The organism is bacterium (assembly GCA_037200965.1).
GTDB lineage: Bacteria > Patescibacteriota > Minisyncoccia > Phycocordibacterales > Phycocordibacteraceae > C7867-001.
Genome location: JBBCGK010000001.1, coordinates 350,813 through 364,463 on the forward strand (window position 1 = coordinate 350,813; position 13,651 = coordinate 364,463).

Sequence of the window (13,651 nt, forward strand, 5' to 3'; positions counted from 1 at the left end):
TCATACTCTTTTCCGGCTATCAATCTTCCTCGACTGCGGGGGTCTTGCCCCCGGAAGCGGCGGTTTTAAGCGCCCCGACGATCGGGTCGAGGTAGCCCTCCATGATCTTCGGGAGGTTATGCCAGGACTCCTTCAATCTATGGTCGGTCACGCGGTCCTGGAGGAAATTATAGGTCCGGATCTTCTCCGAGCGGTCGGCCGTGCCGATCTGCGCTTTCCGCTCCGCCGAGTGCTTTTTAGCCTCCTCCTCTTCGGCCAGGTTCTCGAGCTTCGCGTACAAGATCTCCATCGCCTTTTCGCGGTTGGCTTTCTGGCTGCGCTCGCTTGAGGAGCGCACGTCGATGCCGGTCGGCTTGTGGATGAGGCGCACGGCGGTCTCCACCTTGTTCACGTTCTGTCCCCCCGCCCCGCCGCTTCGTGAGAACTCCATCTCGAGATCCGACGGATTCATCTCGAACTTCGTATGGGCCCGAAGCGGAAGCGCCGCGACAGACGCGGTCGAAGTATGGATGCGGCCCGATTTCTCGGTCGCGGGTACCCGCTGCACACGGTGCACACCGGTCTCGAAGCGAAGCGCGTCGTACGCGTCGGCACCCGCTATTTCAAGGGTAAGGTCGTCGATGATGCGCACCCGCCAGCCGTTCATCTCGGCATATTTCTGGTACATGTCCCGAAGCTCCTTGGCAAAGAGCGTCGCCTCGTCGCCTCCCGCCCCCGCGCGAAATTCGAGGATGATCGCGTGCGGCTTCGCCGCCTCTTCCCGGTCCTTGGCATTGATCTGCTCTATTTCGGTGAGTAATTCCCGCTGCCTCGCGGAGAGCCGCGCCGTATCTTCCTCCGCCATCTGTAAAAGCTCCGGGTCTCTCCCGGCCGCCTCAAGCGCGGACGATTTCTCGCGCTCCAGGCGCTCGTATGCCTCCGCAAGATAGGCGGTCTTGTGGTTGGCCTTGAATTCCGGCGAATAGTCCATATCCCGATAGTATCAGAAAAACCGGCATGGGAGCCGGCGGGAGCGAGTCTCACCTATCTGCCCCTACTTCTTCTTTGCGGCACGCGCCTTGAAGCGCTCCACGCGGCCCGCCTTGTCGAGGGTACGGTCTTCGCCCGTATAGAACGGATGCGAACGGCTCGAGATTTCCACCTTCACGAGCGGGTATTCCTTGCCGTCGTCAAACTTCCCCGTTTCGGTAGTGCGGATGGTCGAACCGATAAGAAAACGGATTCCGGAAGCGAGGTCCTCGAAAATAATGGGCCGGTATTCCTCCGGATGGATGTCCTTTTTCATGTCGCCCGACTATAGCAAAGGAAGCGGCCCGGAGCAAGCTTGCTGTCTCTTAAAATTCCTGGAAGCTCGGGAGGACGTTTACAATGACGGAAGTCACGACCGGGGCCGCGGCCGTCTGGCATGTAAGGGTGAACTTGGTCTGGTTATTGATCGTGCGGGAGACCGTAGTCGTCGCGATTGCCCCGCCCGCGTCTGCGAGTCTTGGCCCCGAATTGTACCCGTCGCTTCCGACTACGGTACAGGAGGTAACAGACGAAGCACTCCAGCCAACGACCGAAGCGAGCCCCGAAGCGACGCGAAGCGGAGTGGCGGTGATATACCCGCCCGGCTGGTTTACCTTTACGAGCGCCTGGTTTGAGTAGCCGATGCCACCGGGTCCCGTGCAGCGGAGCTGGTAGGTCTGGGTGCTTGTGAGCACACCCGTTTGTACTCCGCTTCCGGAAGTCGGGCCGTTATCGAACGCCGGAGGAGTCGCCACATCGACGCATGAGGCGGCGTTGGTTGATGTCCAGCTGAACGTCGCCTTCTGCCCGGCATTTATGGTTTGCGAAGCGGGCGTCAGGGAAGCGGTCGGAAGCGCGGGACAAATGCCGGCGGTTGCGGCGCAGCAATGCGCGGGATTGCCGACGGTCGGCTGGGACCCGCCCGGGTACTGACATGAGCCGCCGGGACCCGTGCAGCCCTGGCCATAGCAAGCACCGGCCGAGACCGTGATGGCTATCCATCCACTACAGTTATTGCCCTCTCCGGCGTGATTAGGACCTTCATCAATAACGCCATAGGAAGACGGAGGAAGGTCGGCACAGGCGCGCAGGTAGCGGGTTGTTCCCGCGTCGCCTGAGGAAAAAGTGTAATTGAATAACACGGGACGATTGGATCCAGCGGAAACCCCGGTACCGAAGGCAGTGGTAGCAACCGCATCGACTATGCCGGTCGCCTCGTCCGTCGAAGCATTGTATGCGGTCGCATACTGGAGTTTGTTCGTGAAGCCCGCGCCGGTCGCGGCGGAGCCGGTATTCGAGATGGTCGAGGAAAATGTGGTTGCGGTACCAGCAGTGGCCGCGGTCGGGGTGACGGCGGAGGCGGTGAGGTTGGGGAAATTTCCTGCGGGAGTAACTGTCACGATACACGAATCGCTTGCGGGAGTGGTACCGCCCGCTCCGGTACACGAGAGGTTGTAGGGCGTGTCCGAGGTAAGCGCACCGGTCGAAACACCGTTGGTATTGTTTGTCGCTCCGCCGGTCGAGAAGCCGGTCCCGGTGCAGGAAGTCGCGTTCGTCGAGCTCCAGGTGATGGTCGCGGATCCTCCCGAAGTCACTGACGGCGGCGTACAGGCAAGGTCAGCCGTCGGATTTACGGCGGGCCCCGCTACGGCTATGGCAGTCCACGCTCCGCAGTTGTCGATTTCGCTGGTTTCGTTCGTAATAGCTCCGCTTGGAGAAGGAGGTAAGTCGGCGCAGGCGCGCAGGTAGCGGGTTGTTCCGCCATCACTTGTCGGGAACGTGTAGGAGAACGAAGCAACGCGAGTCGTGCCGTTTGCGAGCGCGGTACTGAAAACGGAAGTCGCGGAAGTATCAACCACCCCGGTCGCCTCGTCCGTCGAAGCATTGTATGCGGTCGCATACTGGAGTTTGTTCGTGAAGCCCGCGCCGGTCGCGGCGGAGCCGGTATTCGAGATGGTCGAGGAAAATGTGGTTGCGGTACCAGCAGTGGCCGCGGTCGGGGTGACGGCGGAGGCGGTGAGGTTGGGAGCAGCGCCCGTCACATTCACCGTCGCGCGGGCAATGGTGGTGCCGTTGCCGTTCGTGCAGCTATAGGTATACATCGTGGTTTGCATTGGGGAAACCGGGGTGGTACCCGAAAAATCCTGCACGGGGAAATCATTGGTCCGGCGGCAGCCGCATGCGCTTTGGCCTTCACACGCCGAATACGCCGTACAGAGGTTCACGCTCTGGCCGGTCGGCGGTATAGGGAAATTGGCGGTACAGGTAACCGCAGGGCCGGGACTGCCGAAATACGGCTCCACGACGCCGCTTTCCCCCGGATACCAGACATCGTCGCGGTCGTTCGCGTGATCCCAAGTCAGCGTAACCGACTGCCCGGGAGAGATCGTATAGGAACTTGCCGTCAGCGTGTTTGAAGGGAGCGCATTCGACATGCACGCGAACGAGTCGAGGCTGGAATCGCAGTCGTCGTTTGAAGGACAGTTGTTGCTTGTCGCGGGACTGTGCTGCCAGGTTCCCCCGTTCAAGAAAATAACGGTGTTGTCACTCGGATGCGCGTATTGTCTTCCGACAATCGACCCCGAACCAAGCGAAGATGTCGGATCGACAAGAGAACACAAACGGCCGACCGCATCTTCGGAGACTTCTTTCCCGGACCGCCCGAATATATCCCAGGCTGAATTCCCATTGCCGTCAAGAGCCGGAAGCGAGAAGCCGCCATGTGCCTGCGTGTCGGCGCTTAAAGCGGCCCAGTAAGAATTTTTCGGGGCTGTCGTGTCGACCGCCCACAACAGGCCGTACTGGCCGGAGGCGGCCGGGAAAACGTACTGGCCGGGCTTTGGGGACGCCGGCTGCTCGACCACGCTCGCCTGGGCATGGACGGAACCGGTGAGTGAGAAAAAACCGGCAAGCAAGAAGGCGGCCATGAAGCCGCTTTTCAGGAGGAAACGGTTGAAATGAGTAAGCATCATCGCTTGTCATTGTACCCCGGAACGCCCGGTCCCGGGGAATGCGTGTGGATAGCTTTACGAGCCCGCGGCCAGCTGGCAAATCGTCCCGTCGCCGCCGACAGTCGAGGCCGTCGCGCCCCGCGCGCACGACTGGCTCGCGCCCGAAAGGATCCAGCTTATCTGGTAGGCGCGGCAGACAGAGCCTGTCACTTGTGTACAATTATAGGCAAATCCCAGCCACACAAGACTGCCGCCAAAGGTGACTTTGGGCCCGGCCGGAAGCCCCGGTATATAGGGCCTCAGCGCATCATCAAGCGCGGCGCTCTGCGTCGTCGGCGCAATATCCGTCCTTCCGCACTGGCCGCTCGGATAGGTCCCGAGGCAATGCGCGACCGTATCGCCCGGATACGGATACGAGCCCTGGTCCGTGAAATAGAGATTGATCGCATTTATATATTGCGTGATTTCCTGATTAGCGGAGGAATTCGTTCCTTTCGTGCGCGCGGAATTGAGCGCGACGAGCACGACTGCCGAGAGGATGCCGATAATGGCGATCACGACAAGGAGCTCGATAAGGGTAAAGCCGCGGGAACGAGAAGAAGGGATGATCATGAAAAAAGTATACCGTGGTGCGGGTAGATATCTATGAATTATCCGCAAGGAAGTCGATGTCCTGCTGGTATTTCGCGGCCTTTGCCACGACCGAGGCGCCATAGGCCGAAATCGCGCCGCCGGAGCACGCGCCGCCGGAATAGTAGCGGCAGGCAGCGTTTTGCTCGGCCGTATAGGTGCCGCCTGCGGCGCCCACGTCCTGGAGATAGAGCGCGGTCGCCATGATGGCGTGCTCGGCATTCCAGGGGTTCGTCGCAGGCACCCCGAGCGCCGCCTCGATGCGCCCCTCGAAGAGTTCCCAGGTCGACGGGATGAACTGCGTCGGACCCATCGCGCCGCCGTACCCGCCCGGTTGCGGACACGAGACCGGTGTCGTCCGCCAGTCTTTCCCGAGGGCCGCCGTGATGCGGGCGAACGGCACGGTGTCGCGGGGCGCCTTCATGACGCCCGAGAACGGCGTCCCGGTGTTCTTCCCTTTCCCGTCCCCGGTCGTAAGGTCAGTCACAAGACAGTTCCCCACATTCGTCCCGAGCGCGGACTCCTGCGAGAGGATGGCGAGGATCATGGCGGCGCGCACCCCTGTCTTCGCCGCCGCCGTCTTCGCATAGACGACCGCGTCGCCAAACGGAATGGCGCCCGTATCCCTAAGCGGGAAAAGCGCGGCGCGTATCGCCGCGGCCTTCGCCTGCTTTGCGGCGAGCACCTCCTGGTACTGCGCTTCCTGATTCGTCGTTATCGCAAGGAGCTGCTGCTGCTCGGCTTCCTTGACCGCGATCTGCTGCTTGGTCGTCTCGACCGCGTACTTCGCGTCCTGCGTCGCGTTCTGCTTCTTTGCGAGCGCCTCGCGCTCGGCCTGCGTCTGCGCCTTCGTCACCTTGATATCGGAAAAGAGCGCCTGCATCTCGCGCTTTATGGAGACGAACGCATCCACGTCCGCGAAGAAGGAAGAGATGTCCTCGTTTGCAAACGCGATCTCGGCAAGCGAGGAGTCGTCAAGCTGGCTCTCCTGCCGGAGCATCCCCGCCAAAGACTCCTTTCCCGCTTCGATGCGGTTCGCGAGCGTGGTGATGGTCTTATTCTTCGAGGCTATCTCGCTCCCGAGCTGCTTGATGGTCACCGTCTTTGCAGCAATCTGCGCCTGGGCCGCCTTGATCTGCGCGTCGAGCTGCGTGACGTTTCCCTTGAGCGTATTTTTCTTCGCCTGCGTCTCCGTGACTATCTTCTGCTGCGCAGCAATCTCCACCTGAAGCTGGTCGTACTGCTTCTGGAGCTCGGCGCGCTCGGCGGGGGTAAGCTCCTGCGCAAGCGTCTGCGGCACCCCTGCGCCGGAAACGGCAAGGAGCACTACCGGCAGCAGAAAAAGGGCGATAACAAAAAACACCGGGCTGCGTTTCATCCTATCCAGTATACCAAAACTCCGGACCGGCAAAGCCAGTCCGGAGTTTTGTCTTCATGAAAATCCCTATTCCTTCGCCTCCCCTTCGGCAGCCGCTCCTTCTTCCTCGGTCTTGCCCTTCTTCTCCACTTCGATTCCGGCCATGTCGACCGCAGCAGGAGCCTCTTCCTTCTCCTCCTCGACTTCCTGCGTAAGCGCGACGACCTCCTCCGGGTCGGTCTTTAAGGTAACGCCCTTCGGCATCTTGAGGTCGCTCGCGTGGATCTTGTCGCCAAGAGCGGCAAGCGCGGCGAGGTCGACTTCGATCTCGTGCGGGAGATCGGCGGGTGCCGCTTCGATCTCGACTTCGTGCATGACCTTCACCAGGTTCGCTCCGGCCTTGACCGCCGCCGATTCGCCGGTAAAGGAAAGCGGAACCGCGACTTCCACTTTCGCGCCCTTCTCGATCGCATAGAAATCGGCGTGGCGGGCCACACCCGTCACCGGGTCGACATCCACTTCATGGATGAGGGCCTGTACCGTGCCGCCAAGCCCCGAGATTTCGATGACCGAAGACTCGCCCGCGACCTTGAATGCGCGCTCGAAATCCTTGCTCAAAAGAGTGACCGGGGTCGATTCATGCTTCGGGCCATAGACTACGGCGGGCATCTGGCCGTCCTTAGAGAGGCGCTTGGTGCGCCTACCGATGAGTTCCCGTTTCGTAACCGCGAGCGTAATCATGAAGCGAGTATACGAAAAGCGGCCCGTATTTGCAACTTCGGGGGCCAGTGCGGACCTATTGACCCCTTGCGGCCGAAGAGACCAGGGTAAGGTGCCCCAGGTAGGCGGCGCGGGCAGCTTCGACATTCTCTTCCTTGCCCTGCCATATCTTAAGCGCGTCTTCCTGAAGGGCCCGAGCGAAACAGAACGTGAGTGGCCAGGGCGCTCCGCGTTTTTTTCCTTCGCGCACGATCGCCTGGAGATTCGCCGTCGCAACCTCAAACGACTGGCCTCCGGAGAGAAAGAGGATTCCCGGCACGTCCTTCGGAACGGTTTCCATAAGCACGTCGAGCGTGTCCAGAGCTACCTGCTCCGGCGTATCGACTCCGGAGCTGTCTGAGCCTGAGACCACCATCGACGTTTTGAGGATAAGCGCGGTGCGATCGGCCACCTGATCTTCAACAGCCTTGAAAAGCACCATAAGCGTATCGCGTATCGCGCCTTTGGCGCGAAGGCGGCTGTGCTTGCCCGCGCGCAGCACTTCCGGTTCGAGAATAGGTACGAGGCCCGCCTCCTGGCAAATACGCGCGAAGCTCGCGAGCCGTTTCGCATTCTCGACGAGCGCGGGAGCGCTTGGCACATGATCGCCGTCGATGCCGATAACGGCGCGCCATTTTGTAAACACCGCGCCCGCCGCGCGGTACGGCGCGAGGCGCTCCGGAAGGCCGATAAGACCCTTGGTGATAAGTTCGTGCGGACTTTCGGGGAACGGTTCGGTTCCCTCGTCGACCTTGATTCCAGGAGCGATTCCGTTTGACGCGAGCAGTTCGGGAAATGGTACGCCACTTTCGGATTTTTGCGTGAGCGTTTCTTCAAAGAGGATGGTGCCGGAGAGATACGATTCCGCACCCGGCGCGGCAAGGAAAAGATCGCGGAACTTCCTGCGCGATTCTTCCCCACCCTCGATCCCGTAGAGCGCAAGACGCTCGTCGGCGCTTTTGACGCTCTCGTCCGCGGCAAGAAGTCCCTTCCCTTCCGCAAAGAGTCCGCGCGCGATTTCGACGAGATCGGTCATACGCAAATGGTAGCACGCGGGAAGTTCGCGCGTGCTACACTTTCCGCATGCAAAAGCTCGATTTCCTCGCTATCGGCGACATTACGACCGATACCTTCATACAGCTCAAGGACGCGAGCGTGCACTGCGATATCGATCGCGATAATTGCACTATTTCGATGCGCTGGGGAGACAAAATACCGTTCGATTCCGCGGTTACCATCCCCGCAGTCGGCAATAGCGCGAACGCCGCTATCGCGGCGGCGCGGTTGGGACTTAGAAGCGGCCTCCTTTCCTGGATCGGCAAGGATGCGGAAGGCCGGGAGGATCTTTCCGTGCTTGAAACGGAACGGGTCGACGCATCGAAGGTCGCAGTCGTTGAGGGAGTCGATACGAATCACCACTACGTGCTCTCGTTCGAGTCCGAGCGTACGATACTCGTGAAGCAGAATGCTTTCCCGTATGCGCTTCCGACGGACCTTGAGGCGCCTTCCCTGCTCTATCTCTCGTCCCTTGGCGAAGCGTCGGGAGCGTTCCATGCCGATATCGCGCGCTTCATCGCCGCGCACCCGGAAACGAGGCTTGTCTTCCAGCCGGGAACCTTCCAGATGAAGATGGGCATCGAAGCGCTTACGGAGATCTACGCGCATACCTACCTTTTCATATGCAATAAGGAAGAGGCTGAGCGCATCCTCGGCCATACCGAGCCGCAAGAGAGGCTGACGCTTCTCGCGGAAGTCGCGGCGCTTGGTCCGAAGATCGTCGCGATTACCGACGGGCGCGCAGGAGCGTATGCGTACGACGGGAAAAACGCATACTCGGTGCCGCTCTATCCTGACGAGCGACCCCCGGTCGAGCGAACCGGTGCCGGTGACGCGTTCGCCTCGACGCTCGCCTGCGCGCTCATCCTCGGGGAACCGCTTGAAAAGGCGCTTTTGTGGGGGCCGATAAATTCAATGTCGGTAGTGCAGCACGTCGGCGCGCGCGCCGGACTCCTTTCACGAGAAAAAGTACTCGGCTATCTTCAGGCACCCCCCGAAACCTACCGGGCACGATCGCTCTGAGGAGTTTCTCCTATATTGAGGTTTCCTATGGTCGAGAGCGGATCGGTGCCGTTGTACCCGTCAAAACTCGTCGTGTCCGCAACGTGCATGATGATAAGCGCGGCGCCGGAGCCCACGACCGTGATCGCGAGTATCGCGAAGTAGCTGTTTATTTTCCTGCTTGCGAGACTGTGCATAGGGCTAATGCAGCGTGCCGGTCGCGCGGCGTACGGCATCCTGTACGGAAGAGACGCCAAGGCCGTAGTGCTCGATAAGCTCGTCCGGCTCCCCTGATTGTCCGAACTGATCTTGCACCCCAAGCCGTTCTATACGAATCGGATGAACTTCGGAAAGATACTCCGCGATCGCGGAGCCGAACCCTCCCATAATCTGGTGCTCTTCGACCGTCACGATCGAAAGCACTTCTTTCGCGACCGCGAGCACCACCTCCTCGTCAAGCGGCTTGACCGTGGGCACATGGAGCACGATGGTGCCGATGCCCTCCGCCTCAAGCGCCCGCGCCGCCATGAGCGCGTTACAGCTCATCGAGCCGGTCGCCATGAGCGCGACTTTCGGTTTATCGCTTCGCCAGAGCCGTAGCGCCTTCCCTATCGCAAACGGCGTATCGGAAGTCGTGAATACCGGAACATTCGAGCGCCCGAAGCGCAGATATACCGGCTTACCGAAAGCAGCCGCGGCAGTGGTCGCCTTCCGCGCTTCCTCGGCGTCGCCGGGAACGATAACGGTCATGTTGGGGAGCATTCGCATCATGCCGATGTCCTCGAGCATCTGGTGCGTCGCGCCATCGGGACCCACGGACACTCCCGCGTGCATGCCGCACACCACCACGTGCCGGTCGTTAAGTGCGATCGTCGTGCGTATCTGCTCATAGTTGCGGCCCGGGGAGAAGGCCGCGTAGCTTGTGATAAACGGTATCTTTCCCGCGAGCGCGAGACCTGCCGCGAGCGTCGCCATACCCTGCTCGGCAATGCCCATCTCGATAAAGCGGCCGGGGAACTCCTTCTCGAAGGATTCCGCGCGCGTCGATTCCTTCAGATCGGCGGAGAGGACAACAATGTTCTTATTTTCCTTGCCCGCGGCGATCACGCCCGCGCCGAATCCGTCGCGCGTCGATTTCTTGTCGACCTTTGGATCGAACGGATTCTGGATCAGTCTCGCTTCAGGATTAAGCATATTCGTTCGGGAGCCTGCCGTTCATAGAGCGGATTTGCTTCAGGAATTCTTTCGCTTGTTCCGGGTTCGGGACTCCTTTGCCTACCGCCCCGCCGTGCCAGTGATAATCGAACTCTATCTCGGGGACCCCTTTGCCGGAAATTGTATGGGCGATGATAAGTGTCGGCTTCTCGTAGACAGCTTTTGCTTCCTCGACGGCGTCGACAAACTCGCGCACGTTATGGCCGTCAACCTCGAGCACGTGCCAGTTGAACGCGCGGTACTTATCCGCGAGCGGCTCGAGCGGCATGATATCTTCCGTCATTCCGTCGATCTGTATGTTGTTCCTGTCTATGACAGCCGTAAGGTTATGGAGCTTGTTCTTGCCGATAAACATCGCGGCCTCCCAGATATTTCCTTCGTTCTGCTCTCCGTCGCCCATAAGGCAATACACGCGATTCTTTTTCCCATCCATCCGGAAAGCGTACGCAATGCCTGCCGCCTGCGAGAGCCCGGAACCCAAAGGCCCCGAAGTCGTCTCGAGCCCGGGAAGCCGGGCTCGTTCCGGATGTCCCTGGAGCCTGGAGCCGAACTTTCGAAGCGTCAGGCATTCGGATACGGGAAAATACCCCGCGTGCGCCATCGCGGCGTAGCGCACGGGAACGATATGCCCGTTTGAGAGTATGAGCCGGTCGCGCTCCTCCCAGTCGGGATTCTTCGGGTCGTGCTTCAGTACATGGAAATACAGGGCGGCGAAAATATCCGCCATGTCGAGCGGCCCGGCCGTGTGTCCGCTTCCCGCGGCGACGAGCATCTCGATGATCGTCTCGCGGATTCCGCGCGCCCGCGCTTCTATCGCCTGCACTTCCTCGTCGGTGAGAGCCATTGGTACAAGTATAACCCGCGGCGGCTCTCCCTCGCCCGGGATTTATTCGTAAATGCCGTACTGGCCCGCGAGCTCCTCGAGCTCTCTGAGTTCACGCGCGAGATCGCCCGCCCCCCACAGGTCGGATCCGACGATGAGCCGCGAGACGCCCGCGGAAAGGAGCGCGGGGGCGGTCGCTTTGGAGACGCCGCCGTCTACCTGGACGGGCATATCGGGATGCCGCCTGCGGAACATCCGGATTTTCTGGAGCACTGCCGGTTCAAACGGCTGTCCCTGCCGGCCGATGGTATCGATGCCCATGAACTGCACGAAATCCGCATGCGGCAGATAAGGTTCTATGAGCGCGAGATCGGTTTTCGGAGTGATGCCGATCCCGAGTTCAAGAAGGCCGGAGCTGAAGTCCTTGTCGTGCCCGTAGACATGCTCGAGGTTACGGAATACGGCGTCGAGGGGGCGAGCGGGATCGGCGTGGACGACGAGCCTTGAGGCGCCCGCCGCAAGCCACGTCCCGGCGGCGCGCGCGGGATCTTCCGTCATGAGATCGATCTCGAGCTTGAATTCCCCGCCGTGCGAAAGGCGCTCGCCGTGGTCCGCGAATTCCGCGAGTTCCGCGGCTCCTCCCCCGGTATAGGGCCAGGAGGCGGGAGACGCGAAATGCCCGTCGACCGAGTCGATCTGCACGGAAGACACAAGGCCCGAGAGGCGCGAGAGCTTTTCTTCAAGATCCTCGCGCGAGATCGGCAGTATGGCAGGGACGACGACGCTCATGCCTTCAGTATACCGCCTTGTCCCCGTCAGATTCTTAGAACATCGACCCGCCCGAAGAATACACGGCGCAGGCGGTCGCCGGACGCGTGGGATCCGCGAGACTCTTGATGATGGTCGCGCCATAGCACGCTTTCGATTTCGGGCAGTTATAGAAAAAGAGCTTATAATCCTTGCCGTCGGAACCGTACATATAGCAGCAGTTATTCCCCGCCGCGTTCAGGGAAGAATCGGTCGGAAGGCCGGGAATCGCCCCCGCTTGCGACAAGCCCCGGTATGACGTTGTTCGCGCTCACGCCACCCCACGCGCTGCACTGGCTTACGTAATTCGACCCGCCGCCGGTCGACGGATAGCCGCCGGCGTTCGTCGCGTAGACCTCGAGCGCCTGCTCGACCGACCGGAGGTTGCTGACCCGCTGCGCGTCGTAGCCTTTTTCCCGGGCGGTGTTCAGGGATGCGACGACGACCGCGGAAAGTATGCCGATTATGGCAATGACGACGAGGAGCTCTATGAGCGTGAAGCCGCGGGGAGCGGTACGGTGCATGGTCCCAGCGTAGCACGCCTAGAACTTCAAAAGGCGCCGCTTGTGCCGTTCATCCCCCGAAAACGAAGTGGTGAGGAACAGGTGCGCCGCCTCGGCCGCTTCCGAGCCGGAAAGGAAGCGCGCGCCAAGCGATAGGATGTTCGCGTCGTTATGCTCGCGTTCAAGGCGCACGATATCAAAGCCGTCGATTCCCGCCGTCTCCCGCGCGTCTGTGGCATGGACAGCGTTTTGCGGCCCGTAAAAAACGGCCGCGCGGATGCCGGGCACCCGGTTTGCGGCCATCGCCTCGCCCTGGCCGCTGCCCCCGATGACGATGCCGAAGGATCCCGGCTCGTCCGCGACTCTCCTCGCGCAGGGCGTCACGTAGTCCGGATAGTCGTCGTCAGGTTCGAGGCTGTGGGCCCCGAGATCCTCGACCTCGTAGCCGATCGTACCTATATAGGAAGCAAGCGCGGCCTTGAGCGCGAAACCGGCATGATCGGCCGCGATATATACCTTATGCATTGCCGGCCTTAAGCACGTGGCGCACCAGGGACTCCGTATACCCCATTTCGTTATCGTACCAGGCGAGGACTTTCACGAGGGTGCCGTCGACGACCCGGGTCATGCCGAGATCGGCGATCGAAGCGAACGGCTCGCCGACGATATCGCTTGAAACGAGTTCTTCGTCGGTGGTCGTGAAAAGGCCGGCAAAGCGCGGATCGTCCGCTCCCTTTTTAAGCGCTGCATTCACTTCCTCGACCGTGGTCGGGCGTTTCGCGATGAAAGTGATGTCCGCGATGGAACCCGCGGATACCGGAACGCGAAGCGATATTCCGTCGAACTTCCCGGCAAGCGGCGCGTATGCCTGGGCGACCGCGAGCGCCGCGCCGGTCGTCGTCGGGACGATATTCTGCGCCGCCGCGCGTCCTTCCTTCCGGTCTTTCCTCGACGGCCCGTCGACAAGCGACTGCGACGCGGTATACGCGTGCGTGGTCGAAAGGATCGCTTTCTCGATGCCGACCGCCTCGTCGAGTATCGCCACCACCGGGCTCGCGGAATTCGTCGTGCAGGACGCATTGCTCGTGATGGGACAGGTCGCGAACTTTTCCTCGTTAAGGCCCATGAGCACCGTGGCGCCGAGGCCCGAAGCGTCGTCCTTGACCGGCGCCGTGATGACGACGCGCTTCGCGCCCGCCGTGAGATGAGCGTTCGCTTTGCCGTAGTCCGTGAAGAAACCGGTCGCTTCGACGACAACATCGATCGCGAGATCCTTCCACGGGAGCATTGCCGGGTCTTTCTCGGAAAGGAAGCGCGCTTCCCTGCCGCCGATCCAGAGGCCGCCGTCTTTCACTTCCACCGTAAACGGCGCGCGCTTATACACCGTATCGAATTTGAGGAGGTATGCGAGATTGTCGAGGCTTCCGAGATCGTTCACCGCGACGATCTCGACTCCCCGTCCCCAGCTGCGGCGCACGAATGCCCTGCCGATCCTGCCGAACCCGTTGATTGCTACGCGAATTGGTTTCATATGAGGAAT

Annotated in this window: 16 protein-coding genes; 1 reads left to right on the forward strand and 15 read right to left on the reverse strand. The window is 60.9% G+C overall.

Annotation, left to right across the window (positions count from 1 at the left end):
* Window positions 1-19 precede the first annotated feature (19 nt).
* From WDN10_02185 to WDN10_02215, 7 genes are all read right to left on the reverse strand, one after another.
* Window positions 20-970 (reverse strand): PCRF domain-containing protein, encoded by a 951-nt coding sequence (locus WDN10_02185; GenBank protein MEJ0053513.1) that lies wholly within the window; start codon window positions 968-970, stop codon window positions 20-22.
* 63 nt (window positions 971-1,033) lie between these two features.
* The gene (locus tag WDN10_02190; GenBank protein MEJ0053514.1) at window positions 1,034-1,285 is read right to left on the reverse strand and encodes a type B 50S ribosomal protein L31; all 252 of its coding nucleotides are present in this window, start codon (window positions 1,283-1,285) and stop codon (window positions 1,034-1,036) included.
* A gap of 49 nt (window positions 1,286-1,334) precedes the next feature.
* Window positions 1,335-3,980, reverse strand: coding sequence for a hypothetical protein (locus tag WDN10_02195; GenBank protein ID MEJ0053515.1), 2,646 nt, complete (start codon window positions 3,978-3,980; stop codon window positions 1,335-1,337).
* Window positions 3,981-4,034: 54 nt separating this feature from the next.
* Entirely contained in the window at window positions 4,035-4,571 is a 537-nt protein-coding gene (locus WDN10_02200) for a type II secretion system protein (GenBank protein ID MEJ0053516.1), read from the reverse strand.
* A 31-nt stretch (window positions 4,572-4,602) separates the two neighbouring features.
* Window positions 4,603-5,967, reverse strand: coding sequence for a lytic murein transglycosylase (locus WDN10_02205; GenBank protein ID MEJ0053517.1), 1,365 nt, complete (start codon window positions 5,965-5,967; stop codon window positions 4,603-4,605).
* A 66-nt stretch (window positions 5,968-6,033) separates the two neighbouring features.
* Window positions 6,034-6,687, reverse strand: a complete 654-nt coding sequence (locus tag WDN10_02210) for a 50S ribosomal protein L25 (GenBank protein ID MEJ0053518.1) — start codon at window positions 6,685-6,687, stop codon at window positions 6,034-6,036.
* 55 nt (window positions 6,688-6,742) lie between these two features.
* Window positions 6,743-7,741 (reverse strand): class I fructose-bisphosphate aldolase, encoded by a 999-nt coding sequence (locus WDN10_02215; protein MEJ0053519.1) that lies wholly within the window; start codon window positions 7,739-7,741, stop codon window positions 6,743-6,745.
* A gap of 47 nt (window positions 7,742-7,788) precedes the next feature.
* On the opposite strand from WDN10_02215, the gene WDN10_02220 reads away from it, so the two are divergent.
* Window positions 7,789-8,784 carry a carbohydrate kinase family protein gene (locus WDN10_02220; protein MEJ0053520.1) on the forward strand — a complete coding sequence of 332 codons (996 nt, stop codon included), beginning with the start codon at window positions 7,789-7,791 and terminating at the stop codon, window positions 8,782-8,784.
* Here WDN10_02220 and WDN10_02225 read toward each other — a convergent pair.
* Genes WDN10_02225 through WDN10_02260 form a run of 8 tightly spaced genes read right to left on the reverse strand, consistent with a single transcriptional unit; the run spans window position 8,763 to window position 13,642 of the window.
* Window positions 8,763-8,960, reverse strand: coding sequence for a hypothetical protein (locus WDN10_02225; protein ID MEJ0053521.1), 198 nt, complete (start codon window positions 8,958-8,960; stop codon window positions 8,763-8,765). The two genes, WDN10_02220 and WDN10_02225, sit on opposite strands and share 22 nt — an antisense overlap.
* 4 nt (window positions 8,961-8,964) lie before the next feature.
* On the reverse strand, window positions 8,965-9,957 hold the full coding sequence (locus tag WDN10_02230; protein ID MEJ0053522.1) for a transketolase C-terminal domain-containing protein: 993 nt from the start codon (window positions 9,955-9,957) through the stop codon (window positions 8,965-8,967).
* Window positions 9,950-10,822, reverse strand: coding sequence for a transketolase (locus WDN10_02235; protein ID MEJ0053523.1), 873 nt, complete (start codon window positions 10,820-10,822; stop codon window positions 9,950-9,952). The genes WDN10_02230 and WDN10_02235 overlap by 8 nt, the downstream gene beginning before the upstream one ends.
* A 42-nt stretch (window positions 10,823-10,864) precedes the next feature.
* Window positions 10,865-11,590, reverse strand: coding sequence for a hypothetical protein (locus WDN10_02240; protein ID MEJ0053524.1), 726 nt, complete (start codon window positions 11,588-11,590; stop codon window positions 10,865-10,867).
* Between the two features lie 34 nt (window positions 11,591-11,624).
* Window positions 11,625-11,780 carry a hypothetical protein gene (locus tag WDN10_02245; GenBank protein MEJ0053525.1) on the reverse strand — a complete coding sequence of 52 codons (156 nt, stop codon included), beginning with the start codon at window positions 11,778-11,780 and terminating at the stop codon, window positions 11,625-11,627.
* Window positions 11,781-11,790: 10 nt separating this feature from the next.
* Window positions 11,791-12,132, reverse strand: coding sequence for a type II secretion system protein (locus WDN10_02250; GenBank protein ID MEJ0053526.1), 342 nt, complete (start codon window positions 12,130-12,132; stop codon window positions 11,791-11,793).
* Window positions 12,133-12,150: 18 nt separating this feature from the next.
* Window positions 12,151-12,636, reverse strand: a complete 486-nt coding sequence (locus WDN10_02255; protein ID MEJ0053527.1) for an RpiB/LacA/LacB family sugar-phosphate isomerase — start codon at window positions 12,634-12,636, stop codon at window positions 12,151-12,153.
* Entirely contained in the window at window positions 12,629-13,642 is a 1,014-nt protein-coding gene (locus WDN10_02260) for a glyceraldehyde 3-phosphate dehydrogenase NAD-binding domain-containing protein (protein ID MEJ0053528.1), read from the reverse strand. Before WDN10_02260 ends, WDN10_02255 begins: the two co-directional genes overlap by 8 nt.
* Between the last annotated feature and the right edge of the window lie 9 nt (window positions 13,643-13,651).

Excerpts from the sequence above, each read along its gene's own strand:
- WDN10_02185 (MEJ0053513.1), bottom strand. The coding sequence starts at position 970 with ATGGACTATTCGCCGGAATTCAAGGCCAACCACAAGACCGCCTATCTT.
- WDN10_02190 (MEJ0053514.1), bottom strand. The coding sequence starts at position 1,285 with ATGAAAAAGGACATCCATCCGGAGGAATACCGGCCCATTATTTTCGAG.
- WDN10_02195 (MEJ0053515.1), bottom strand. The coding sequence starts at position 3,980 with ATGATGCTTACTCATTTCAACCGTTTCCTCCTGAAAAGCGGCTTCATG.
- WDN10_02200 (MEJ0053516.1), bottom strand. The coding sequence starts at position 4,571 with ATGATCATCCCTTCTTCTCGTTCCCGCGGCTTTACCCTTATCGAGCTC.
- WDN10_02205 (MEJ0053517.1), bottom strand. The coding sequence starts at position 5,967 with ATGAAACGCAGCCCGGTGTTTTTTGTTATCGCCCTTTTTCTGCTGCCG.
- WDN10_02210 (MEJ0053518.1), bottom strand. The coding sequence starts at position 6,687 with ATGATTACGCTCGCGGTTACGAAACGGGAACTCATCGGTAGGCGCACC.
- WDN10_02215 (MEJ0053519.1), bottom strand. The coding sequence starts at position 7,741 with ATGACCGATCTCGTCGAAATCGCGCGCGGACTCTTTGCGGAAGGGAAG.
- WDN10_02220 (MEJ0053520.1), top strand. The coding sequence starts at position 7,789 with ATGCAAAAGCTCGATTTCCTCGCTATCGGCGACATTACGACCGATACC.
- WDN10_02225 (MEJ0053521.1), bottom strand. The coding sequence starts at position 8,960 with ATGCACAGTCTCGCAAGCAGGAAAATAAACAGCTACTTCGCGATACTC.
- WDN10_02230 (MEJ0053522.1), bottom strand. The coding sequence starts at position 9,957 with ATGCTTAATCCTGAAGCGAGACTGATCCAGAATCCGTTCGATCCAAAG.
- WDN10_02235 (MEJ0053523.1), bottom strand. The coding sequence starts at position 10,822 with ATGGCTCTCACCGACGAGGAAGTGCAGGCGATAGAAGCGCGGGCGCGC.
- WDN10_02240 (MEJ0053524.1), bottom strand. The coding sequence starts at position 11,590 with ATGAGCGTCGTCGTCCCTGCCATACTGCCGATCTCGCGCGAGGATCTT.
- WDN10_02245 (MEJ0053525.1), bottom strand. The coding sequence starts at position 11,780 with ATGTACGGTTCCGACGGCAAGGATTATAAGCTCTTTTTCTATAACTGC.
- WDN10_02250 (MEJ0053526.1), bottom strand. The coding sequence starts at position 12,132 with ATGCACCGTACCGCTCCCCGCGGCTTCACGCTCATAGAGCTCCTCGTC.
- WDN10_02255 (MEJ0053527.1), bottom strand. The coding sequence starts at position 12,636 with ATGCATAAGGTATATATCGCGGCCGATCATGCCGGTTTCGCGCTCAAG.
- WDN10_02260 (MEJ0053528.1), bottom strand. The coding sequence starts at position 13,642 with ATGAAACCAATTCGCGTAGCAATCAACGGGTTCGGCAGGATCGGCAGG.